The organism is Gammaproteobacteria bacterium (genome assembly GCA_019748175.1).
Lineage (GTDB): Bacteria > Pseudomonadota > Gammaproteobacteria > JAIEPX01 > JAIEPX01 > JAIEPX01.
The window spans coordinates 140,601-165,232 of record JAIEPX010000008.1 but is presented as its reverse complement, the minus strand read 5'-3'; the positions used below and the strand labels follow the sequence as shown (position 1 = coordinate 165,232).

General features: G+C 38.3%; 16 protein-coding genes. 4 read left to right on the top strand and 12 right to left on the bottom strand.

Annotated features, from left to right (window positions below; genetic code table 11):
• Positions 1 to 4 precede the first annotated feature (4 nt).
• Both K2X50_03890 and K2X50_03885 read right to left on the bottom strand, forming a co-directional pair.
• The gene (locus K2X50_03890; protein MBX9586379.1) at positions 5 to 3,874 is read right to left on the bottom strand and encodes a tetratricopeptide repeat protein; all 3,870 of its coding nucleotides are present in this window, start codon (positions 3,872 to 3,874) and stop codon (positions 5 to 7) included.
• A 23-nt stretch (positions 3,875 to 3,897) separates the two neighbouring features.
• On the bottom strand, positions 3,898 to 8,364 hold the full coding sequence (locus K2X50_03885) for a hypothetical protein (protein ID MBX9586378.1): 4,467 nt from the start codon (positions 8,362 to 8,364) through the stop codon (positions 3,898 to 3,900).
• A 390-nt stretch (positions 8,365 to 8,754) separates the two neighbouring features.
• Between K2X50_03885 and K2X50_03880 the strand changes: the two genes are divergently transcribed.
• On the top strand, positions 8,755 to 9,453 hold the full coding sequence (locus K2X50_03880) for a hypothetical protein (GenBank protein MBX9586377.1): 699 nt from the start codon (positions 8,755 to 8,757) through the stop codon (positions 9,451 to 9,453).
• A 152-nt stretch (positions 9,454 to 9,605) separates the two neighbouring features.
• Here the strand turns inward: K2X50_03880 and K2X50_03875 are convergent, their stop codons facing one another.
• Entirely contained in the window at positions 9,606 to 12,320 is a 2,715-nt protein-coding gene (locus K2X50_03875) for a hypothetical protein (protein ID MBX9586376.1), read from the bottom strand.
• A gap of 173 nt (positions 12,321 to 12,493) precedes the next feature.
• Here K2X50_03875 and K2X50_03870 point away from each other — a divergent pair, with 173 nt between their 5' ends.
• Positions 12,494 to 12,640, top strand: a complete 147-nt coding sequence (locus K2X50_03870; GenBank protein MBX9586375.1) for a hypothetical protein — start codon at positions 12,494 to 12,496, stop codon at positions 12,638 to 12,640.
• On the opposite strand, the gene K2X50_03865 is transcribed toward K2X50_03870, so the two are convergent.
• The 8 genes from K2X50_03865 to K2X50_03830 all read right to left on the bottom strand — a co-directional run bounded on the left by K2X50_03865 (position 12,617) and on the right by K2X50_03830 (position 20,905).
• A complete protein-coding gene (locus tag K2X50_03865; GenBank protein MBX9586374.1) occupies positions 12,617 to 13,693 on the bottom strand; it encodes a glycosyltransferase family 4 protein in 1,077 nt (358 codons plus the stop codon). The genes K2X50_03870 and K2X50_03865 overlap by 24 nt on opposite strands.
• On the bottom strand, positions 13,678 to 15,018 hold the full coding sequence (locus K2X50_03860; protein ID MBX9586373.1) for an O-antigen ligase family protein: 1,341 nt from the start codon (positions 15,016 to 15,018) through the stop codon (positions 13,678 to 13,680). Before K2X50_03860 ends, K2X50_03865 begins: the two co-directional genes overlap by 16 nt.
• 17 nt (positions 15,019 to 15,035) lie before the next feature.
• Positions 15,036 to 15,845, bottom strand: coding sequence for a glycosyltransferase family 2 protein (locus K2X50_03855; GenBank protein ID MBX9586372.1), 810 nt, complete (start codon positions 15,843 to 15,845; stop codon positions 15,036 to 15,038).
• Entirely contained in the window at positions 15,832 to 16,896 is a 1,065-nt protein-coding gene (waaC, locus tag K2X50_03850) for a lipopolysaccharide heptosyltransferase I (GenBank protein MBX9586371.1), read from the bottom strand. Before waaC ends, K2X50_03855 begins: the two co-directional genes overlap by 14 nt.
• A gap of 19 nt (positions 16,897 to 16,915) precedes the next feature.
• Complete coding sequence (waaF, locus tag K2X50_03845) at positions 16,916 to 17,941, bottom strand: lipopolysaccharide heptosyltransferase II (protein ID MBX9586370.1); 1,026 nt, start codon at positions 17,939 to 17,941, stop codon at positions 16,916 to 16,918.
• Positions 17,938 to 18,129, bottom strand: a complete 192-nt coding sequence (locus K2X50_03840) for a zinc-finger domain-containing protein (GenBank protein MBX9586369.1) — start codon at positions 18,127 to 18,129, stop codon at positions 17,938 to 17,940. Before K2X50_03840 ends, waaF begins: the two co-directional genes overlap by 4 nt.
• Positions 18,130 to 18,251: 122 nt before the next feature.
• Positions 18,252 to 18,932 carry an outer membrane beta-barrel protein gene (locus K2X50_03835; protein MBX9586368.1) on the bottom strand — a complete coding sequence of 227 codons (681 nt, stop codon included), beginning with the start codon at positions 18,930 to 18,932 and terminating at the stop codon, positions 18,252 to 18,254.
• Between the two features lie 275 nt (positions 18,933 to 19,207).
• Positions 19,208 to 20,905 carry a hypothetical protein gene (locus tag K2X50_03830; protein MBX9586367.1) on the bottom strand — a complete coding sequence of 566 codons (1,698 nt, stop codon included), beginning with the start codon at positions 20,903 to 20,905 and terminating at the stop codon, positions 19,208 to 19,210.
• Positions 20,906 to 21,131: 226 nt separating this feature from the next.
• Between K2X50_03830 and K2X50_03825 the strand changes: the two genes are divergently transcribed.
• Positions 21,132 to 22,367, top strand: coding sequence for a nucleic acid/nucleotide deaminase domain-containing protein (locus K2X50_03825; GenBank protein ID MBX9586366.1), 1,236 nt, complete (start codon positions 21,132 to 21,134; stop codon positions 22,365 to 22,367).
• Between the two features lie 139 nt (positions 22,368 to 22,506).
• Positions 22,507 to 23,766 carry an MFS transporter gene (locus K2X50_03820; GenBank protein ID MBX9586365.1) on the top strand — a complete coding sequence of 420 codons (1,260 nt, stop codon included), beginning with the start codon at positions 22,507 to 22,509 and terminating at the stop codon, positions 23,764 to 23,766.
• Between the two features lie 20 nt (positions 23,767 to 23,786).
• Here the strand turns inward: K2X50_03820 and K2X50_03815 are convergent, their stop codons facing one another.
• Positions 23,787 to 24,590, bottom strand: a complete 804-nt coding sequence (locus tag K2X50_03815; protein ID MBX9586364.1) for a hypothetical protein — start codon at positions 24,588 to 24,590, stop codon at positions 23,787 to 23,789.
• Positions 24,591 to 24,632: the final 42 nt, after the last annotated feature.

Here is a 24,632-nt window from a genome sequence, read left to right as displayed (position 1 = left end):
AGTCTTACAGATTTGTATTCAGTGATGCCTGAATATCTTCTTCCTTAGATAGAGTCTTGTCTGATGCTGCTTTAGCCAATATAGGTGAGTCTCGTAATAAGCGTGGTGACACAGTCGGTGAACGAGTGGGTTCTTTTGACTCATGTATTTGAGATACAATGCATCGCTCGATCTCTGCTTGTGAACCGTCGACTAATTTTGTATGTAAGCGCTGTCTTGATTCATTGGCAAGTAATTGTTGTTGAAATTTCATTTCAATAAGTATCTTTTTATCTGGATTTTCTTTAATGAGCGCACTGATTTTTGCTAATAATGCGACTTTTTTTGATGAAGCGACAACCTCATCCTCTTTCACTAGGGCTTGAAAATTTCGGTATAAGATCTGCGCTGCTGATAGTTGATCCGTCACACAATACACTTTAATCAACAGATAATGCGCTAAATAATATGCTCTAAATGTCAGCTTGTTTTCTTGATCAAGTAGGCCCTGTAAATACTGATCGACTGTTGATCTTTCTATTGGGCCATAACTCAACCCATTCTCCATTTGCTTTAAGCCAATGGCTTTCTGCAAAAGAGCAACAATTTTCTCAAAACCACAATCAACTCGGTTTTTCCAAAGAAATTGAGCGTACTCAGTACAAACTGATGTATTAGTATCGAGTTGTATCGCCTGCTCAAAATGATCTTCAGCTTTTTTGAGATAATCCAAGACTACTTTGCTTTCACCTTTACATTGTTCCATGCATGCCTGTGCATGAAAAACACAAGCTAAATTTTGGTGGATTGACGCATCCTTGGATCTCAATAGAGCCAAAATGCGGTAATGCTCCAGAACTGCGGTCAATTGTCCACTATCGTAAAATTGCTTTGCCAAATCTTGATGCACTTTTGGGTCTTGAGGGTTAAGAGAAGAGGACACATAGTGATAACAGTTGCTCGCGCGATCAATATCAACCTCCTGCTGCAACATATAGGTGTTACCCTCTCGAATATATGAAGATACTAGACAAATTTTCGCTTTTTCTCGATTAGGATGTTGAACACCATCATAAACAACAATGGCAGCTTGAAATAATGCTCGCGCTTCCTCGAACTTCCCTTGCTCGATAAGTACTAAACCGATATTAAGTTGCGTGTTTGCAATGGAAGGATGCTCGGCATGGTAAGTCACGATCTTTATTCGTTTCGCTTCCTCATACGCTGCGATTGCCTCGGGATAACGGGCTTGAGATTTATACACCATTCCTAAATTATTCAGCGTCTCAGCAACGGAGAGATGCTCTGGACTGTGAGTAGCTATTGTAATCCGGATCGATTCCTTATATGCACCGATCGCTTCGGGATATCGAGCTTGTGCAGCATATGTAGCGCCAAGACTATTGAGCGTGTCGCCAACCGAAAGATGTTCAGGGCCGTAATTGACTTCCTTTATTCGCTTCGCTTCTTCTAAAGCTACGATCGCTTCGCTATAACGAAGTTGAACAATATATACAGCTCCTAGATTACCTAGCGTAGCAGCAACTGAGGGATGCTCCGAACCATGGATGGCTATTGTTATCCGTTTTGAATCTTCATACACCGCAATTGCAACAGGATACTGGGCCAGTGCTCGATACACATTCCCTAAATTATTCAACGTATCGGCAACGTGAAGATGCTCAGGGCCATGAATTGATATTCTGATTCGTTTCGCTTCTTCTAGTACCGTGATCGCTTCACGATAGCGAGCTTGTGCTTTATAAACATTTCCTAGATTATTCAACGTGTCGGCAACCAAGAGATCCTCAGTGCCGTATGTAGCTACCCTGATCCGTTTGGCTTCATCAAATGCCACAATCGCATCAGGATACAGAGCTTGTTCGCGATATACATTCCCTAAATTATTCAGCGTGTCGGCAACTGAAAGATGCTCAGCACCCTGAATAGCTATTCTGATCTGCTTCGCCTCCTCAAATGCTTTGATTGCCTCGGGATACCGAGCTTGTGCTCGATACACAATCCCTAAATAATTCTGTACATCGGCAACAGAGAGATGCTTGGAACTATGTGCGGCTATCATGATTTGTTTCGACTCTTCATACGCCACGATTGCCTCAGAATACCGAGCTTGCGCTTCATACACAGCGCCTAAGCTATTCAGAGTCTCAGCAACGAAGAGATGCGCAGAGCTGTGAGCAGCTATTGTTCTCCGTTTTGACTCCTCAAACGCCGCTATTGCCTTTGGGAAATTCAACAATAATCGATACACTTCTCCCTTTGTAAAATCACTCACATCACCGTACTGCCATGCCATAGCAGCGACCGCTCCGCGTTGCTCAATAAACGATTCCATTCTCCATTGAAGCTCAATCAGTTCTGAATAAATCTGCAGCAATAGCGTTTCATCCACACCAAGGTATTTTTTCAGTGCGGCTTCATTTTTCTCAGGTTTCTGGGAATCGAACATTACGATATGATCGTCTCGATACCCCTTATTAGCATATGCTCGTAGTCTTAACCCCAATATTTGAGAGACCACTCGTTTGAGGGCCTTTGATTTCTCTGGGAGAAACACAACGCCTGCTTCTCCAAAAATATGCTCTATCCGTTCCCAGAGATTCTTTGATTGAACACACCAATAACTCGATACATGATCGATAAACATATTCGGTAATCGATACAGATCATATTTTGCATCAAAGAAATGTGTCTCTTCGCCAAAGTGCCCCCCTTTGAATTTAAAGCGTTCCACACTTTCAGTTAAGTAAGTGAGTGAGCGTAGTTGAATCATTGTTTGGTCGGGATTAGACTTTACTATTAAGTTCCATATCTCTGCCATATTCTCTTCATAGGTTCGCACCAAATTGTCGTTGTTGCTGATTATGAGAGCCACCGTGGATAATACGGTGCAGAAACCTCTCTTTGTTTCCCATTGCTGGCTTTGAAACTGTGCTAATCCTTCGGGGGTACCGATGAGCTCATATTCACTATCTTTAATCTTTCGTATTTGGGAGTCTTTTTCTTCCGCGGTTAACAAGCTGTTCTGCTCGATCGATCTAATTTTATTTAACGTATGATGACCATTTCCGAGTGGGGTATGACAACCCGAGAGCATTTGTCCATCAAATGAAAATCCTTTGGAACATGGACTATCCGATTCAAGAAACCAATCCAGCTCGGCGATATCCATTATCCTTGAAGTGGTTTCTTGTAAGTTTAATATCTTGATCCATACTAATTCTGTTAATCTTCGAAAATAATCTATATTTTTCTTACTGGCATCATTAATCAAAATTGCCCATTCAAAATCGGAATACGGAGTCGCTTCTTCACGTGCAAGAGAACCTAAAACAATTATTGAATATTGGCAATATTGAGGTGGAAGCATCACCTCAAAACATTTTCGGATCATTTTCGTTATCAATTTTTTTAAACCCATTGCAATATTTTGATAAACAGTTTTGACTTCGATCGATGCGATATCAATTTGCGCAAGATGCTGATCTGCCATACTTCGTATTGATGCTAAATCTTGTTTATAGCCTTGAATTTCACTAATGTATTCTTCTGTAAATAGATGATGCGTCATACCACCAGAATTATTTAAGATTCCCTTTTCTATCATTTGAATTTTTGTCAATAAAATTTGTTGATCACCACCACTAGCAAGCGCCAAATTATATAAACACACAGCTTTTAATGTCAGACGATGTTTTTTTAAAATATCTGTATTAATGAGATCAGAGTCTCTAAAATAACAATCACCTAAATCCTCAAAACCCTTTGAATATGTTTTTAGCTTTTCTTTTTCGTCTTCAAAATCTATCGCTTTTTTTAATCGCTCAACAATCTCATTAGTTGATAACTGAGCCTGAAAAGATTTATCATCCATAATTTACTCCTTACAAAATAAACTTAAAATTTCATACGCTTTTCAGGTGGCTCTAGCGCCTGCTGTGATGCTGTGAGAATTATAAGCGATTCTGATGGCTGAAAAGAAGGACGTTCAGCTAATTCGCTTAAAGCATTCACGCTCTCTGAAGTGCCTACAGCGTTTCCTAGATTAGTAACGTTCCACTGATGAGAACCATTCTCCCGAACAGGCATATAATCAGATCCTCGATTTTGCTTAGTAGCATTTCTTAAAATAGGAACAAAATGAAGATTACAGACAGCGATATGGAGCAATTCTCTCTTTCTCCAATCAATGCCATCCTCATTGACATTTTTCAGCTCTGACTCGCTTACTAGATTGTGGCTTACGATAAATTTCTGGATTTCATTCGTCTTATCATCTGGATTTTCTCTCACTTCTATCACATGAAGCCTAACCCCTAGCCGCTTACACAGGATACGACCATCAATGTGCTGCTCACCCCAAACCGCTAGTTTATCGTCACCTACCCCTTCCCCTAATTCTCTTTCTTCTACTGTGTATTGTACATTGGCAAGATAATCTTGATATTTTCTGGTATCATAATTTAGAGCCTTTGCTATCCAATTATCAGGATGTTGCGGATTCGCATTACAACGTCCATCCAACTCAACAGCATATTGATGACACAAGAGTCTTAAGGATTTGATTGTATACTCAGATTTTCCTACCCACTCATTTAATTCTTGCGCACAAGAATCATAGAAGCAATCTCCTTTACCTTTAGCTTCGCTTAAACTGAAGTTATCTGGTATGGCTTGCTCAAAGATTGCCTCTTGTTCATCAGAATTCTTTTTTACATGTACAAAAAGTCCGTGCCTTCCAAATACCTTAACATGATTTACCTGTCGTCTATTTACTAATCCATTTGAATCACACACTTCTTCGGCGAATATAGGTTGATATAGATTAGGTTTAGTTTGACAAGATCTGTTATCAAACTGAAAAAATCTTGCATGTACCCTTTTTGATTTTTCAGAATTAATCGAGTCACGCGAATATTCTACCAACTCGCAAACCAGACTTTTTTCGGAGTCAGCCAATTTTTCAACTTCATTTTCAAATAAGCTTAACTGTATGACCGCTTCTTCTCGTTTACTGGTTTTTAAATAAACTTGTATCAATAAATAATGCGCCAAAAAAAAAGCCTTAATCGATATTTTTATATATCGGTCAATCATTTGCTGCAGGTTATTATCAACGGTTAGCCTATCTAGCCTATTGTATTCTAATTCACAATCTTTCTGACCCAAAATAATAGACCATTTGGCTAGAGCTATTACTTTTGAGGTATTATCAAAATCGTTACAATTCCGCCATAGAAAAAGAGCATATTCTGTACATATATTTGCTTGATAATCTAATTCCTGTGCTTTTTTAAAATTACATTCCGCCTGCTTAAAAAATTCAATATATTCTTTGCGATTACCACTATCTAACTTGATTTGCGCCCTAGCGTGTAAAAAACAGCCTAAATTATGAAATGTACTTGCTTTATATGGCTGTATTCGAGTCAATATTATACAATGCTCTATTGCCGCTGTTAAGTTATTATTTTGATAAAACCATGATACCAAAAAAAGATGTGTCCCAGGATCTTCGGGCATTTGTGGCAATTTGGTATTTTGATAGCAAGCTTTTGCCTTTTCAAAATCCATTTCTTCTTGAAGCAGATACAAATTACCTTCACGGATGCATGAAAAAATATAATTTTGATTCGACTCAAATAATATCTTTGGTTTATTCTTATCAATATCCTGTAGAGAATGATATATTTCAATCGCTCTTGCTGCACAAAGACGTGCTTTTTCAAATTTTTTTAACTCAATATAGATCCTACCTAATGTATTTTCAATAAAAGCAATCTTCTGCCCAAATATATCGCGATGTATATTTTGTATAATCAGTTTAACTTTTTTACAGCATCTTTTTGCTTTACTATATTCACCTTGATCAATGTAAATATCTATTAAAAATTCCAGCCGAACTTTGTAATAATCAATACTGTGATTCAAACTCAATTTAATAATGTTTTTCATTTCCCGCAATAACCTAATAGCCAAAGCATAATGTGATTGCATGATATATATAGCTACTAACATACCTATCGGGCTTGTTACTCGCCAGTTGTATTCGCCAGCATCATCAATGAAAATCAATTTTGATTCTTCTACAACCCTTATGGCATTGCAAAATTCGCGCTTCTGAAAATAATATTCTCCAAGTTCTATTTTAATCATTCCATTATAAATACAATTATTACCGAATTTTATAGAATATAATTCCATCGCACGTTCGTAGGCGATCATCGAATTTTTATAGTTAGATAGAAAACGATAAGCTCGACCTAAAGAGACAAACATTTCTGCCAAGAAAATACTAACATCTTCGGACGAGTGTTCAAGTTTTTGAATTGATTTCTGCAAGAGTATTATTGCATCAGAATACAATTTAAATGAAACAAATGTTTTTCCAACTCTTCCCCAGTGTTTTTCAACTTCGACGGCGTTTTGTCCAAAAACTAAACTATACAAGGAAACTGTTTCTAATAATTTTTTCATTGCCGCCTGGGGTTTTAATTGAAGGTGATAAATTCGCCCTATCGAAAAACATATATCTATACAAGTTAGTTGAATTTCTTTAGAGGTTTTCAATTTTGCAAATAGCCCTAATGATAGATTTAACATTTGTAGTGCGTTGATATAATCGCCGATAGCTGAATAAGACAAACCCAATTGATAATGCATCAACGGAAAGAGAGTGCCACTCTTTTCAGTTTCAGTGGCATTCTCTAAATTCTCTTTATTTATTTCGATTGCTTTTCGATAATTACATAGAGTTTCATATATATAACAAACCAAATGTTTATCAGCCTCAGGATAAATAGTGCTAAGCAAAATATTTTTCATTTCATTTGGCTGATCTACACACTCTAATAACTTAGAATGTAATTGAATTAAAACAGTAAATATTCCGAATAATACTTCGATCTTAACACAAAAATATTTTTCCAGTATTTTCTCATTCTTTTCTGGAGCATCTCGGTCTATCATAATAACATGATCTTCACGATAACCTTTATTTAAGTACGTTTTCAATCGAATTGCTAGTATTTTCGACACTATTTTATTGATATTATTTCCACCATCAACGTTAGCAAATTTTTTTATAAAAATGTCCTGTACTTTGTCCCAGATGTTTATTGATTCTATGGAAAAATAACTAGCAAGATGGTCGATCCACATAGTTGGCTGTCGATATAAATGATACTTAACATCAAAAAAGTGCGTTTCCGCATCAAAACGTCCGCCTTTAAATTTGAATCTTTCAAGACTTTCTGACAAATATTTTAAAGAGCGCGTTTGAATCAAATTAGGTATTGGTAAGAGACTAACCAGATTTTGAGTTTTTGCAGTGCCCACCAAATTTGACTGGTTTTGACTCGACCATATCCTTCGCATTTTACGCAGATATTTTTCCAATAAATGACCATCTTCATTACTACATATAGATGCCACAGATGACAATACAGTACAAAATCCGCGTTTATTTTCCCATTCAGGGAATTGAAACTGTGCAAGTTTTTTAGGAGTACCAATCAGTTCGTATTGTTGTTCTTTTGTGACATCATGGTGGCGATTACCTAATGGTGTATGACAACCACTTAACATTTGACCATCGAACGAAAACCCTTTCTTACATGGGCTCACTGATTCAAAAAACCAATCCAACTCTTTAATATCCATAATCCTTGGAGTGGTTTCTTGTAAATTTAATATCTTGATCCAAACTACTTCTGTTAATCGACGAAAATACTCTTTATGTTGGTCATTGTCCTCACCAATCAATATTGACCATTCAAGATCAGAATATGGCGTCGCTTCTTCGCGCGCAAGAGAACCTAAAACAATTATTGAATATTGACAATCTTTAGGTGGAGGCATCATCTCAAAACATTTTTCGATTATTTTCTTGACCAATTTTTTCAAACTAATGGCAATGTCTTGATAAACATACTTAACATCGATTGATGCAATATCAATTGAAGCAAGTTTCTCTTCAGCTTTAGCTCGAATTTTTTTAAGTTTTGTCTTGTAATAGAGAATCTCTTGATAATATTCATCAGTTGATTGAATATGAAACTTACCATTTATAGTTTGGATCACCGACTCTTCTATATTTTTTATTTTCTCGATTATTCTGCTTTGATTGCCACCACTAGCTAAAGCTAAATTATATAAGCAAACGGCTTTCAGTCTCATTCGATGTTTTCTTAAAGTCTCAGCATTAAAGAAATCAGACTCTTTAACATACCAATCACCTAAATCGCGGAAACCCTTTGAGTATATTCTTAGTTTTTCTTCTACATCTTCTAGATCTCTTGTTATCTTTAATCCATCAATAATATCGTTGACAGGGAAATCAGCTAGAAGATATCGTTCATCCATAATTATCCCCTAAAAAATTGTTATCACCTCTTAACTTAATAGGTAAATAAGTAATATAACCATTTATTATAATAATTAACACAAGCGCTCAACGGTGTATCTACTAATAGTACCACCATAACCGATTCCTTGGAGAATGTAAACTTACAATCATTACAAATGTTAACACCAAATAAAACTATAATTTTTAAGCTAAAAGTCGGGTCAACACTATTAGACGAACGAAAATTTGCTCAATGTCTTTTTTAATTAAAAAAGCAAATATTTGATATGCAAATATCTAATTTTGCTACAACTATTAGTTGATTGATGATATAGACTTTAGTTCTAAAAAATCGTACCCTACCGCTTTTCGTAAACAATATCAGGCGCGCTAGCGAAGGAGTAATCGTGTCAGTTCAACGACTCACAGATACTGCTTATATTCAGTTAGTGGGCGATGCGCAGATTCTTAAATTGCGCCGTGGAAAACCTGCTATTCTTCTAACATCAGATCAGCGTATCATCAAACATATCTATCGACGCCCTTGGTTTTCTTCATCACGAATTTGGCCCTACGCGGAACGATTTATCAACAATGCAAAATTACTTCATCAACGCGGAATTTGCGTACCAACAATAAGGGGACGTTATTTTTATCCTACTTTTGGATGTGATATTTTAGTCTATGACTACTTAAATGGAAAAAGTCTGTTTACCTATGCACAAGAAAATAATTTCAGCTATTTAGAAAAAACACCGGAATTTCTAGCCAAATTGCACGAGCTTGGTATTTATTTCCGTGATTTTCATCTTGATAATATTATTGTACACAACAACGAATTTGCACTCATCGACATTTCCTCAGTAAAATGTCGACGACTCCCCTGCGGCCTCAACTTTAAATATCGCGCCAAAAACATTGCTCAATTATTTTCAAAAAATGAAGATCAAGAAATCTATCGCATTTTTGGTAAAAACAATTTTTTACGCCGTTATGTTAAAAGCGCACAATTATGTCGTCGTAAAACTGCGCTACTCTATTATCTTGTTAGCAAGTATCGATCGATCAAAAAACCTGATGTTAGCCAACGGACATTACGTCCTTGATTTCTTTGTGGTGCTTACTTACCATTATTTTCTACTCGGCATTTTAACGATTGCAAGGCCCATATTTATGTAATTAAAGGGCTTTAAATACCCAATGAGAGACATTAACTCTGAAATCATCAATTGGAGATTTTTCTCCCGCTAATCAGTCATTACATAAATAGCAGGCTGAGATCTTTTGAGATCGAATCTATATCTTCGGGAGGCTCTTCCTCTTGTAATAAGGAACGGTCGAGAATTTCCTTTTCAATGAGGGCGTGATAGTGATTATTGACATTAGAAGCCTTATCACTCATTGTATATAAGATACAAAGAGGAGTTTGCGACACACTAGTATCAGCTGGCTCTTCCAACAATTTAATTTGCCCTTTCACCACATGATAAACGTCGATTCTCTGCCCTAAAAAAGCACTGATAGCATGAGTTTCTAGATTTCCAGCATACATACTTCTTTCGGACATGTTTTTTAAATACAGCTGAAAGTCATCGATGCCATTGGCGTAAATGTGAGCGTTTTCCTTCATGTACTCGACAACCCGAACTCTCATGACGGAATATACCAATTGTTCAAAACGAGTATCCTCAATTCCATGTTTGAAATTAAGAACATCCTCTTTGATCTCATCCATTAGTGCGTCAAACCCATCACCGAATAATTTTTTATAGCGTTGTAAAAATTGTTCTGGATTATTAATAATGGACAATAAATAATCCAATGCGATGGCATAGAACATACAAGTTCCATCACTAGGAACATTAATATCGTAAAAAGTTCCAGTCCTAGCTAATCCTATGACCGGAATTTTTATCTGCTTGAAGGATGCCTTTCTCCAAAATTGAGAAAATGAATGACCTGCTCTTCGTAAGAGTGGTTCACTGTCATGCCTCCGAAAAATAGGGGTAGCGTCTCTAAACGGCGACCCTCCCTGTGTTCGTAATGGGGGTTCGCTGCCCCCTAATGAGACTCTTCTTCGACGTGAGTTTAAAATAAATTGATCGCTGTGAACGACAGTTGGAGATACCGCACCTATATCTGATTGGTGTATGACTCTAATTTGCACGGGTGTCGCGTAATTACATGCGACTGTTCCAAAATCAACCCCTTTGTTTTGAGCGAAAATTTGTTGTGCAAGGTTATTGCTGGCTTGTTTACCTAATTGATCTCTTACACCTTGTTCTCTTTTAGGAAATGAAGTTGTAAGACCACCTTCATCATTCATATACAGAATCGTCTTTTTATCCGCTTTTGCGTATAATTCCGCCATAATGGTAATTGAATGGTATAGAATCAACCAATCCCGTAGATATTTTTCAACCCATACTCTTTGAGCGGGAAGAGAATGTGTTTTTATAATCGCTTTTTTAAATAACTGATATTGCTCTGGACTGAAACCATATTTTCTTCCATATTCAACGTGATAAGGACGATGAAACGAAGGAAATTTCATTTTTCGCTGAATCACAATTCGATCTGCCGGATAAAATGACAAAAATGAAACTTCGAGTTCAGGTGCAATGACACCTGAAGGTGCAATTTCACCTTCTTTTTCAAGATATCTCACGAAATTTGGACTGTCTAGGTTTAGAAAATCATCGATAGGACTCAATGCCGCATATATCATACCAACACAGAGTTTTTCAGCTCTGCCGGTTTCATCCCACCGTGGGTGCAGTGCGTAACTACCGTAAATAGTTTTCCAATCAGTTGTATAACGCAGAGCATGCAAAGGAAGCTCGCTGAAAGACACGAGGAAATTATGAGCATTGGGCAGATAGAGATGCCATTTAGGATCATTTTTTCTTAACCACTCCAACAATAACTTATAGCGTTCGATTCCATTGGTATAAAGATGTTGGAGAAATAAAAGCCAATTCGGGAATAGTCGATATTCACTATTATATTTGATAGCGATCCAATCTGGTGAAAATTTAAGATCAGTCGCCGTTGTTTTTAATGTTTTTGCATTTCTATGCAAGTCAGATTGATATTCATCATCAAGCCACTTATCTTTGTCTAAGTTTAAATAAAAATTCTCATTGACAGAATGTTCAGCGGCTGAAGAGTGCAATTTTTTCCCGACGAAATTTATCGTTCGATGATTTTTCTTGGCTAAACGCGCCCAGCGGTCAGTGAAGTACCCTATACCACGAATGAGGGGAACAACGATTTCTGCGTCTGTATCGAGCCATTCTTCATCACTTTCTTGTGAGTTTGTTTTGTATTGATAACCATTTTCTTTCTTTTTAATCGCCTTGATTGTGCCTATGCTTTGATCATCACGTTTTAACTTTGCCTTTAAACCTGATGGATCATGAGATCTTAGAAACTTTTTTGTTGCTTTTTCTAAAATATCTCGATCGCGTGTAGAATTTTCGCTACCAAATACCATGCCCGTGTTCATTGTTTCTTTTTCTAAAAATATTTTTAGATCTTTGATGCATTTCTTTCGATAAAACTTAATTCGATCATTATCATGTGCATCGCTAAATTTTTCATTTGATTCCTTTAATTCCGAATCTGAATCGGAAGAATAATCTTCTGGAAAATGCAACAATTTCCCAATTTTTTCTTCGTAAGCTGATAATTCACGAAGATATTCATCACGTTGACTACTATTTCGATAACGGCTATTTTTCATTAGACAAAGAGCAGTGCGATAGTACTTTGCTTCTTCTGAATACCAAGCACAGTTGTAAAGAAGGTGTTTCAGAGATTTCCAATAGGCTTGTTCACGGTCATCGCAGAGTGGCAAAATTAGGCAGACTTTATATTGAGAAAGTATCTTTTCAGAAGGGTTTTCTAGTAATTTAAATTTTTCATCACGTGTAGAAATAAGCACTAACTGAATCGGTAGTTTACTTTTCATAAAAAAATCCCTTTTTGTGCGTTCAAGCATATTTAATACCGCACAGTCAGAGACGTTTAGTAGCGCCTGAAAACGCGGTAGGATCATTATACCCATACACATGATTAAAGCACACCTTTAAAGGGCCTTAAAGTCTTGAGAACTCCCGACTTTCTAGCGGGAGTAGGTTGAGGATGAAAACAGAATTTAAACGTTATTTAGGTACTCAAATACTGAAGAAAGTGGCTCTGGGGATAGGCATAATACTATCATCTCAGGACACTCAAACGGGTATTCACAATGGTCCAATCATGACCTTATTCAAAGGCGGTCGAATGTAATGATACCCGTAACGGCATTATATCCTTGATCTTTTTGATATGAGCTTCAATTGTCAAATCATGTTTTTGTGAGAAGTTTTCTGGGATATCAAATTGCTGTTGAGAAGCACGCTCTATGGCCTGCTTGATTGCCTGAACACTCACTGACGGCATCACAATGCCATAAGAATCGTTCAGTAAATCTTTAGCTCCAACAAATGGCGACACAATGACCGGAGTACCACAGGCCAATGATTCGGGCACAACCAAACCGAACGGCTCATAGTAAGAAGGCAAAATTGTGACATCAACAGCCGCATAAAGTTCTGCCATATCAGTAACAAAACCTAAACATCGCACATTACTGGGCAGTTTAGTTTTGGTTATTTTATCGCCGGCAATTAGAAGTTCATAGCGATCTTGAGGAAGCAATTCTAGCGCTTTTAACAACGGCTCTATGCCTTTGCGTTTATGTCCAGTCGATGGAAATAATAAAGTCATTTTATCCGACTGAATATCCCATTTTTGACGAAGAATTTCACGAGACTTTCGAATGCCGCTGTGAAACTGCTGGGTGTTAATCGGGGGCAAGATGCAATGAATTTTTTCGGGCTCTATTGCGTAATAGCGCTGAATTTCATCAGCAACCATACGTGAATGCGCAATAATGCCTTTTGAGATCATAAAACTTTTTTGTTCTGCATAAATTTCACATCGGTCCCAAATGCTGGGTTTTTTATCGGTATGAGCCAAAAATCCGCAGTGTGTTCCTCCACAGACAATCAAATCTTGGCTCATTGATCTCATCAAACTGATCGTGAAATCATAGGAATCGCGACTGTATCCCCTTGATAAACGATAAGCAAAAAAATACTTTCTCAACACTCGAGGCAACCAATTAAGAGAGTATTTTATTACTTCTGAATTTTCAAAAGGCAATATTGACTTATCTTGCTTATACACAAGCACTGTAGTGCGATCATTTTTCTGTGAAAAGCCTTCGAGCAAATCAAATAAGTAACGTTCCATACCGCCTTTACGTTGATATTGATGGTGTATTATTGCAATTCGCATAATCTTCCTCGATCACTATTTTTTGAAGACAATAATATTGCCGACATGATAACAAAAACATCGCCTGAAGGATTAACATAAAGAGAAGCGTTACAAAAACCTAACAACACAAAACAGACTAACAAACCTTGTAATAATGCCTGTTCTTTTTTCGGCAACTGAAATGATTCTTTCAATAGAGTCAATTGCCACATTAAAAAAACGATTAACCCAATAATACCCCATTGAAACCAGACTAAAACATATTCATTATGCGGATGCCCCAATGGAGCAACGTCAATTTTTGGTCCACCACCAGCCAAATAGACGTCTTTAAAACTTCCTGTTCCATTTCCAAGCCACAGATGCTTTTTTATTTCTTGCCATGAGTATTGCGCAAATCCAAGACGTAACCCTATAGAAGAATGACGAAAATGTGCATGTGGATTTAATAGCCAATTTTTCTGGGCTAATAATCCTGTTTTTCCTTTATAAACATCATATAATGATGGGTTTTTTTCTTCGGATATTCCTGAATCATGGAGAGAAATCAACCCTAGGTATTCAGCAATTGATCGTTCCATCTTGGCCTTTTCAGATAAATAAGACACCGACTCCGAATATCCGAGTTTAATGCGGTCTTGAAACACGGGACTGACCCAGAATAAACTAACCATTAAACTGATAATCAAAGTCACACCTAACAGCAATCCTCGCCATCGAAAAACTTGCCAAAAAACGACCCCAAGACCTCCAAAGAAAATTAAATATCCTGTGCGCTCAATATTGTAAAATAATAGAAAAATGCTCAAGAAAATAAATAATGCACTATTAAGCCAACGCCATCTCCTACTATCGATTACTCTTCTTAACAAAATAAACGTTGTAAAACCAATAAGAAAACTACTATCAATAGGATTAATATCACTGCCCAAAATCACAGAAAGTACTACACTGATGACAAACGCATTGATTAAGAGCCGACGGTAAACTGCCCCTGCGAGCAATGGCAAAAAAGCGAAAAAGTAAAGTATTTTATCGTATTTACTCAAACCTTCCCATGAATTTTTAGATATTCCGCCACTGTAAAATACGCCCGCGAAAATAAGAATTCCGAATAATAAAACCCAATAGGTAGTCTTATGATGAGATAATAATGTTAATTTTTCTCGCCAATGACCGGACAATAACACAACCCCCGCTGCAGCAAGTAAAATAGTATTGGTAAAACCAGCACCGAATGGTAAAAAAATTACACCTAACAATAAAAGGACTTGCCCAATAACAGAAGGACTTTCTTTAGAAGGCAAATCTAGAGCCACACTAAAATTGTATTGCGTTTGCATTATTCTTTTCTCTAGTGTCATTGGTTTTCAGGCACGATTGAAGAACCACCCTTAGTCTGCATTAATTTACGCCAATTATCCGCTTCATGCTGCCTATCATTTTCTTTATGCCATAAATGTAGAACAGTGACCGCAGATCGACCTTGTTTACGACGTACATTAGCTCGCAACAATCTTATTACCAAATCAGAATCTTCATATCCCCAACCAATAAAATGCTCGTTAAATCCTTTGATAAGGTTAAAATCATCATGCCACATCGCTAAATTACAGGTTTTTGCACCTCGCCATTCTTGTGATTTATTTTTACGAGGGAGAAAAGGAAGGTGAAGTAACGGTAAAATACGATTACATTGGCCTGTGATGCGCGCAACTAACCAATGCCAAAAATTCCATTGCAGAATTTTTTTCTTTCCAGTCACAGCATCCTCTGTTAATGCGGGACTTAGAAGCAAACGACTTCCCGCTACAAACCAGCCTTTTTCGGCAAGCTCACTATGGCGTTTAATAAAATCAGAACACGGAACACAATCCCCATCGATAAATAGCAGATAATCGCCTTGCGCTTCCTTCACCGCTAAATTACGAATTAATGCAGCCCTAAAACCCTGATCTTCATGCCAAATATGCTTAATAGGAAAATTCCAGCGATTATTTTCAATGAGTGATTTTGTTTCAGTGGTTGACCCGTCGTCGGCAACTAACACTTCGAAATTTTTTTTTGTTTGGAGAGCTAATCCTTGCAACACGAGAGAAAGTGCATCAGGTCGATTGTATGTTGTCACAATTACAGAAAGTAAATTAGGGACATTATTAAGCAACAACATTTAACTCCATCAACTCGCGCAAATTTTGCCAAACTCTTTCAGGAGATATCGTTTCAAAACACGCGGGTTTAACTTTAGACTCACCGGAGTATCGACATTGCTCACTCAAGCACGGTGCACATTGAAATTGAGGATTTAAATGCACTTGATTGGCGCCCATCGTCCCAGTTGCCAATGGATCGGTTGGACCATACAAAGATATTGTAGGCAATGCTAACGCGGCTGCCAAATGACCAATACCCGTATCAACAGCCACAGCAGCACGTGAATGTGCAAGAATTGCCGTAATCCCCGATAACGTTAATTTCGGTAAAACTTTTGCACTAGGATGTGCTAAAGCAATTGTTTTTGCACGTTGAAATTCGATCTCATTTCCCCACGGAATTAATACTTGATAACCTGATGCGGCGACTATATTTAATAATTGCTGCCAATAAATGACTGGCCATTCTTTGGTTGTCCATGTTGTACCATGAATAAATAGGATAGTTTTATCAAAATTAACTTGCTCTGCAGTCAATGCGGCGAGTTGAGAATTATCCGCAATTTTTTCAGCATCGATACCATAATCAGGAATTGTGGTCGGGCATTTGTAACCTAGACAATTTGCCATTAATTGTCGCATTCGAATGACTGCGTGCTGTCTTGGATCAACACTGACTCGATGATGATACGTTAAACTTGCAAGAGGTTCCCACGCTGAACGAAAATTTAATCCGTACCGAGGACCTAAGGCTTTTCTCGCTAAAAATGCACTTTTTAATAATCCTTGAGCATCAATGACTTTATCATATTGACGCTCTCGCAGCGTATTTTTAAATTCTCGCCACGCTTCTTTAGTGCTTTTAGAAAATGGCTGTTTTCGCCATTGACGAAATCTAACAGGAATAACACGTTCAACACCAACGTGCCAATTCGGAACTTCTTGGAAAGAATTTTCGACAACCCAATCAAATCTAATTCCGGGAATTGCAGTTTGTGCATCAGTCAGCGCAGGAAGCAGATGAATGATATCACCCAATGATGTGGTTTTTACAATAAGTACGCGCATAATTTATTACTCTGATTCACTATAATGCGATAACGTTATCAATACCTTGCAATACTCTTTGAGAAGATAAATCTCTCAAACATGCAGTATGTCCAAATTGACAGTTTCGAGCGAAACACGGACTGCAAGACAAATTTAGCGTCGCGACATCAACTTGCTTAGCTAATGGGGGTGTAAATCCTGGTGAAGAGGAACCATAAACAGCAACAATAGGACGCGCTAAAGCTGCAGCTATATGCATTAAACCTGTATCATTACAAACAACAGCACTCGCTTGTGATAATAAATCAATGGCTTCAGCTAAAGACGTTTTACCGGTCAAATCTACACATTGTTGTGAGGTTAGCTGTTGAATTTCTGCTGCAAGAGGAGTTTCCTTTGCAGAACCAAACAACCACACTTGCCAACCTTCATTCAATTTTGCATTTGCAACTTCTGCAAAATGCGAAACCGGCCAACGTTTTGCAGGACCATATTCTGCACCGGGGCACAGAGCTAAAATGGGTTTATCTTTTAACAATTGAAATTTTGCTAGCGCATTTTCAATGTGCGAATCAGTGATTTGCAATAATGGCCAACGTGGTTCTGGTAAATCTTTTCCAGGCGGTAATCCCAATGCCATAAATCGTTCGATCATTAATGGATAACGTTTTTTATCCAAAATTCTAACATCATTAAGAAGACCATAGCGCATCTCACCACGCCAACCCGTGCGAACAGGAATTTTTGCAACGAAAGGAATAATCGCAGATTTCCAAGAATTGGCTAACACTATCGCATGATCAAAGTTTTTTTCACGCAAAGAACGTCCAAGCTTCCAACGAGAACTAAAATTAAATTCTCCGTGACCGTACGGAAGCGATAATGTTTCATCAACTTCAGGCATTCGCGCTAAAAGACCATGACTCCAAGGCGCAGCTAAAACCGTAATGTGGCAAAGTGCTTGTTGTTTCAAAAGAGTAAACAACGTTTGAGCCATGACCATGTCACCTACCCAAGCAGGACCTATAATGAGATATTTTTTTATGTGCTGCGCATTATTCATTTTTTATCTTTCAGAAAAAATTCTGATCCACAATAAGGGCAAGCAGCATGTCCTGTTTTTTCAATCGGTAAATAAACTCTCGGATGGGCATCCCAAAGCCTCATGTCCGGCATTGGACAAGATAAAGGTAAATCATCACGTGTCACATCATAACGGCGTAGTACACAAGCGCGTTCTTTCTTAGCCACAATCACTCCTCACTTAACCTGGATAAAGACGAGTCATTATCATGCGATCAAAGTGTGTGGTCAAGCATTAGAAATGAAAAGGGAGAACTGTAGCTCTCCCTCGATTGGACATAATACTCAAGTTATGAGCAAGCGAACTTATAAGCTAGACCCAATGTGTAAAGATCTGTGTTGGGCATATATTTATCGTCAAAAGTGCTGGTGCCTCTATAAAAAGTCCAGGTCAAATCAGCCGAAAATGAGTTAGTGATTGCATAGCTAGCGCCTACACCGAATAACACTTGAGCTACTTTACGGTTTTCTTGGTCAGCAACAATAGTGGCGTCATCTAAAAATATAGGAGCATGTGCTGCCTTGGTGAAATGCGCACCCGCTTTAGTAAACAACCTGAATCCGTTATCCAGAGGAAGACTGAGTTTTGCAACTAAATCGACTGCAAAAGCCTTTGGATGTTGATCATAGAGGGTTAATCCACCAGGTACGGTTGTCAGTGTATTTCTTCCAGCTTTGAAATAAGCTAAGCCTAATTCTACCGCAAAGAATTCATTAAAATCATAGCCTACGTCACCACGGGCAGCCCAATCTCCATGAGTACCTTCCCAGTGCAGACCTAAACTCGGGAAGTTGTCAGTGATAGAATCTAGATCACTCCACCATGTCTGAGCAAAACCTGCTTGTAGACCTATATAAAATCCTGGTTGAAATTCGTTTGCGACAACGCCGTAATAGGCAAGAGAACTGCAGCTAATCCCTAGAGATGCGACAACGCCCATAGTCCCTAAGAGCAATTTTTTAGCATTCATGCTTAATATCTCCCTGTTTAAAAAGCAATCGTTCAGATTGAATCGTGTACATACTATAATTGCGTCTACGCAGTAGGTCAAATCCTTTTTCAGCTCAGCATCTCCCGATTTTAGATTTTGGGTGTTTGGGCACTCAAAGCCTGTATTAATAACGGTTGCTTATAAAACCGGGGGATGCTTCCTTTTTAGATTTAGGGGTGAGAATCACGATTCTCTCCCCTAGAGCCCCTCATAGTGTAAGGAAAATCTTCACCTTTCATCTCAGCATCTCCCAGTTAAGCATGCAGAGCGATTCTAAAAAAGGCACGGAATCGATCGCCGTGATGATCCGCCAGCTCTTCAGCTAATACTTTTCGCGTTAATGGCTTAGCTATTACGAGATCAGCACTCAAATATCGCGTAAAATCAAAGCGCACTCCTGCTTGCAAAGAAGTCAGACTTTGACGATGGTGATGTGCATAGCGTGCCCACACAGCGCCGGCATCATAGGCAAGAAAATACTGCGCATTTTTGTGTTCTGGCGCACCAGGCTTTGTATCATAGCGTAATTCAGCTGTGCCAACGACGCCACTATCACCCATAATTTCTGCCCAATCGTACGCACGCCCCCAATACCGACCACCCACACTCAGCAATTCAGAAACAACGAGCGGATTAAAAGCATATTGTCCTTGACCACCCACCATCAAAGAAAACTGATCAACCAACGGCCGCGTATAACTGACTTCACCATTAATCTTGGTAAAATCGTCAACACCTTTGCCTAACGAGTGCCATGATCGCTCAATATCTTCAGCACCCAGCACGTCAAAACCATGACTTGCTCCCACTTGCGCAACTGCTTGACCTTTCCAACAATCATTAAAAATGTAATTAGTCGAAGCTTCTAAAACGCGCACTTTGTCGACATAATAATGTTTATGTTGCAGTTTGACTTCTTCATCCGTAAAACGCACACCTAAACGTGCCCATAATTGTTGCGTCACAGAAAGAATAAAAGGATGACGTGCAAAAATTCCAGCAGAAACTGCTCTTCCATCAAAATCAAAATGACTCAACGTAAATTCTGGTTCATTACGCGTATAATTTCCCCAAATTTTTAAACGCGTACCTGCATAGCCCAATGGCATATCATGTTCAACAGCCAAAAATCGCATTTCACTTCCATCACTACTCATCAGTGTATTCACATGAGAATGATCACCGAGTTGAAAAAGAGAATTACCAAATACATTAGCGGAATATTGATGAGGACCTTCCCATCGAACACCGTAATTATCATAACCTAAATCAATTCCAACTTGTTTAAATTCTGAATTTAATGTCACTTTTGCACAACCAGGATGCTGGCTATCTGGAGCAATATCAGCCGTCAAAGTAACGCCTGAAATTTCTCCCATCAATAAAATTTTTCTTTCGACATCAGCACGATTCAACGGAGATAATTTTTTTAATTTATGTGCATAACGCTGTAAAATATTAGCACTTGTTTTTTTATTAGTAATTTGAACATCACTGATTGCACCCTCATAAACAACGACTTCTAAAACACCATGACGCCTATGTTGTTGCGGGACTACAACTTGTGCTGCAAAAAAACCATGCTGTCGATAAAATTGCCCGAGCTCAGTTGCCAATTGTGTGACATTATTTAATGTCATCGGCAATCCCAGATAACGACCATTGATAATTTCTAGTTGAGCAGAAAAATCCGTTTCCTGATTTTTTACAATCACGTTTTGGAGTCGCGCAGGCGATTTCTTTTCTTGATGCCAATCAATTCTGACCAAGGGAAAATCTGCGTAATGAATTTGCGTTGCAGGTAAAGGACGGTGCAATGGAACGACTTCATGTTGAATGCGCCCTGGCGCAACTGATCCTGGGATTTTGATCGCAGAAGCGCTAGAACAAACAAAACCACAAAGACTGGCGGATACGATTAAGTTTCGAACTTTTGATGAATGACAAAACATTGAGCAATTCCTTTAGTAATTCCTTTTAAGGACAAAATTCTGCCTAGATGAACCCCGGAAGTCAACTAATGCATATGCCTTCAGTGCGATAGCCAGTGATTGCATCGTGTGTAACATGGTATAGGGAACCGTTCTTCGTTTCCTCATTTAATCATTTCACCTTGACACTGGCCAAGGTATAAAGTTAATTTTAGATCTTATGGGGTAAGTAAATAAGGATTTCATAATGGCACTAGAAAAGTCTGTATCTCTCCCAGCCAATAAACGACGATATGATTCAATAGCAACCATCATTCAAGGTGATGCGACTTGTGGTGCAACATGTTTTGATGGAAGAAATTTATTATTAGCCAATAATCACGCACTAAAATCCGAGTTTGTTGACAAGATATTGGCGTATTTAAAGAAAGTTTCTCAAAAATGCAGTGAAAGACCTAGTTCATCAGTCTTTATAAAATGGGCCGGTCAAATGAAATCAGAACTTTTGGCTTATACTCGAATACATATTAAGTTATTCCAACAAAACAAAACCTATGCCTCTCGTTTTGAATCCGCTTTAGATAAAGTCACGTATTCCATATATTTGGCTTACCACAACCCCCGCGATCCGGCAGCAATTTCTACCAAAATGGCAGAAATCATGCGTAAAGGTCTTTTTATTTTTTTAGAAAAAAAGCAGCAATATAAGCAGGGTAAAGCTCCTCACGCAGAATTACAGATCGTCGACTATCTTTATTCACAACGCCAGAATCTGTTCGAACAGGATGAGCCGATCTATGTAGGGGTCTCAAAAAAATGTTGCGGAAACTGTGAGCTCGCAATAACGGCACTGAATCAATCAAAAAAGAGCAAGGTCATAACTATACGGGGAGATGGGCATGGATTTCATTTTTTGGCGGGTATACCCAACTTTTTAAAAAACAATCTGCAACTTCAAGCAATTTTTTTGATGCTACGTAGTGTTAGCTCGCTTGAAAATGCCTTTGTAAATGATGCAGGGAGAATTTCGGGTGATGATCAGTTACTAACCCCCTCTTCTTCTATTTATGAAGATCCGAGCATTCATGAATCCATCACGTTTAGCCTCGAAGAAGAAAGTAGTGAAGTCACCATACCTTTGCAGACATCAAGCACAGCAAAAATGTTGAAGGAGCTTAAACCTGATCCAACGCTACCCGCACCACCACCGCCACGCTCTCCTCAAAAGCCAAAACCTAAACCGAAACATGATAATAAAAATAAAGTTGAAGCAAAAATCACACCTTCAAAACCTAAAGAAAAAGTGTCCAGGTCCAGTCTAAGCGCACCTGCTCTGATGTTTACTCCGAAAAATCAAAATTCTACGAAGGATAAAAAACAAACAATGTCCGTCAAACAAAAGAATGGAACCAAAACTAAACAGAAAGCGACAGGCACTAAAAAATCAAACAATAATCCAGCAAGGAAAAAACCAAGTAGATAATGCATCAGAAGGGGGCAACCTCAATTTTTGATATGATGCATTACGTCAAAAGTTGAGGTTGCCCTGAGCAAAAAGGTAGCAATCAGCGATTTGACCACTTATAATGCCCTTTTTGTCAATGCGGAGGAGGGGCCACATCATGAATAAGAACATAGATTCAAAGCAAATTACTCAACAATCACGTGCGCTAATCCCTCTGATTTTGATTATCTTCATCGACTCCATGGGGTACATGGTCTCAATCCCCACATTCTTGCGTTTATTCACAGAGCATTCTCACTCTCTAATGGGCGACATTTCCCCCATGATGGCCAACATTTTGTTCGGCTTATGTATAGCGACGGGATCATTCGGATATGTATTAGGTGCACCGATTATTGGCACATGGTCTGACAGCTGGGGACGAAAACGCACATTAGTCTTTTCATTGGCCCTTTCTTTAATTGGATTTATGCTGCCCATTATAGGCGTTCTCACGGCTTCATTATCATGGATATTAGTGGGTCGATTTATTGCCGGCATTGCGTCCAGCAGCCAATCCTTAGCACAAACCGCCATCGCCGATATTAGCGAAGGAACACAAAAAGCGTGGTATTTTGCAATGGTTGCGATTGCAATGACGTTATCTTTATTGGTGGGACCTCCTCTGGGTGCTTATTTATCTGACCCCAATTACGTGAGCTGGTTTAATAATACAACGCCATTTTTCGCTACCCTATTGTTGATTTTTATAACACTCCTACTGACAGTAAAAATGTATAACAACACTAACAATACATATGATGCTGAGAAATTATTAACGCTCGCAAATTTCAAGAACACGATTAAAGAAGCATTATCATCAGACATTACCACTCGATTATTTTTGATATTTTTCCTCTACGAATTGGGCTGGAGTTTTTACTATCAAGATATTTCTTTGTATCTCTCACAGAAATTTCTTTACTCAGTTAATTTAACCTCACAATTTTTAGCGTACACCGGAATTTGGATGGCGCTAGGATTAACATTTGGTTATAAAATTCTGACTCGTTATATTTCTTTAGAAATATTACTCACTAGCACATTACTCTGTTGTGCTATATCTTTTATTGCGTGCGCATTAACACAAAATTCTTTTTCACAATGGATTTTTGTTATCCCCGGCGCAATCGGAGTTGGTATGGTCTACCCCACTATCATGACACTGATTTCTGATAGCGTATCAAAAGCAAAGCAAGGTTGTGTTTTAGGATTAGCCGCTGCGGCATTCTCTGCACCTTGGGGAATTAGCGCGTTGTTAATGGGACCTTTAACGAATATATCTCAATCTTTACCGCTCACGATAGCTGCCGTAAGTTTAGTTTCAGCCACTTTCATAAGTTACCGAAGAAAACGTTTTGCGCAAATGGCTTACTAGTTCTTCTTCGATAATTTCTACTACATTTTGAACGTGATTTTATCTTGACGTGCGTGTATTACATCGCTAACTTCAGCTGATTTCAAAACTGTTTGCTTGCCAAAAAATCTTGGTGTAGTTATCTGAAATGTATTACAGAAATTATTATCATTATTTCCTTGATTCAGTAGAAATCCTCCGACTATTACTGACAATGCAGCAACAATAATCACTGGACTGAACATTAGTACAGCTAAATCGAGAGTCGCTAGCAGCGCAAGCCCTCCCAAAACCATAAGACCTGCGACAATACAAAAAATTCCATTCCGTAAATTTTGATCTTTGATTTTTAATATTGCAGCTTCATAGTTTTTTATAGACGCATTGGGATTTTTGATTATTTTATCAATTCTTTCATACGCCTTTAAGGCCATATTTGTGGCCTGTATTTTCTGTTGGTCAGTAAAAAACCAAATGGAATTTGGGTAATCTTTGATATAATCGTTCATACTATTGAGCTGTTCGACCCAAGTATTCAAGGTACTAGGAGGTACAGAATTAGGTTGTTTTTTAAGTATAGCGCAGCGTGCATTAATCTTACCCTGCAGACTCTCATGTTGCTTGTCTAGCTTTACAGTTAACTGACTTAAGGTGATGGCATCAACAACGCTGTCAATTTTATTATTTGCGCTATCCGCCAACCCTTCTAACGCTGTTCCCACATCTTCCAGGAAGCTTGCAGCTTTATCTTTTGCTGATTTTTTCCCTGAAACAGCCTCTCCGATAGTCCGAAGGCCTTTATCTGCCTCTCTTCCTAATTTTTCTAAACTCAACTTACCTTTCATGTGCCAACCTCTTATTCATTCAGTTAATGCAGCATTTTACCT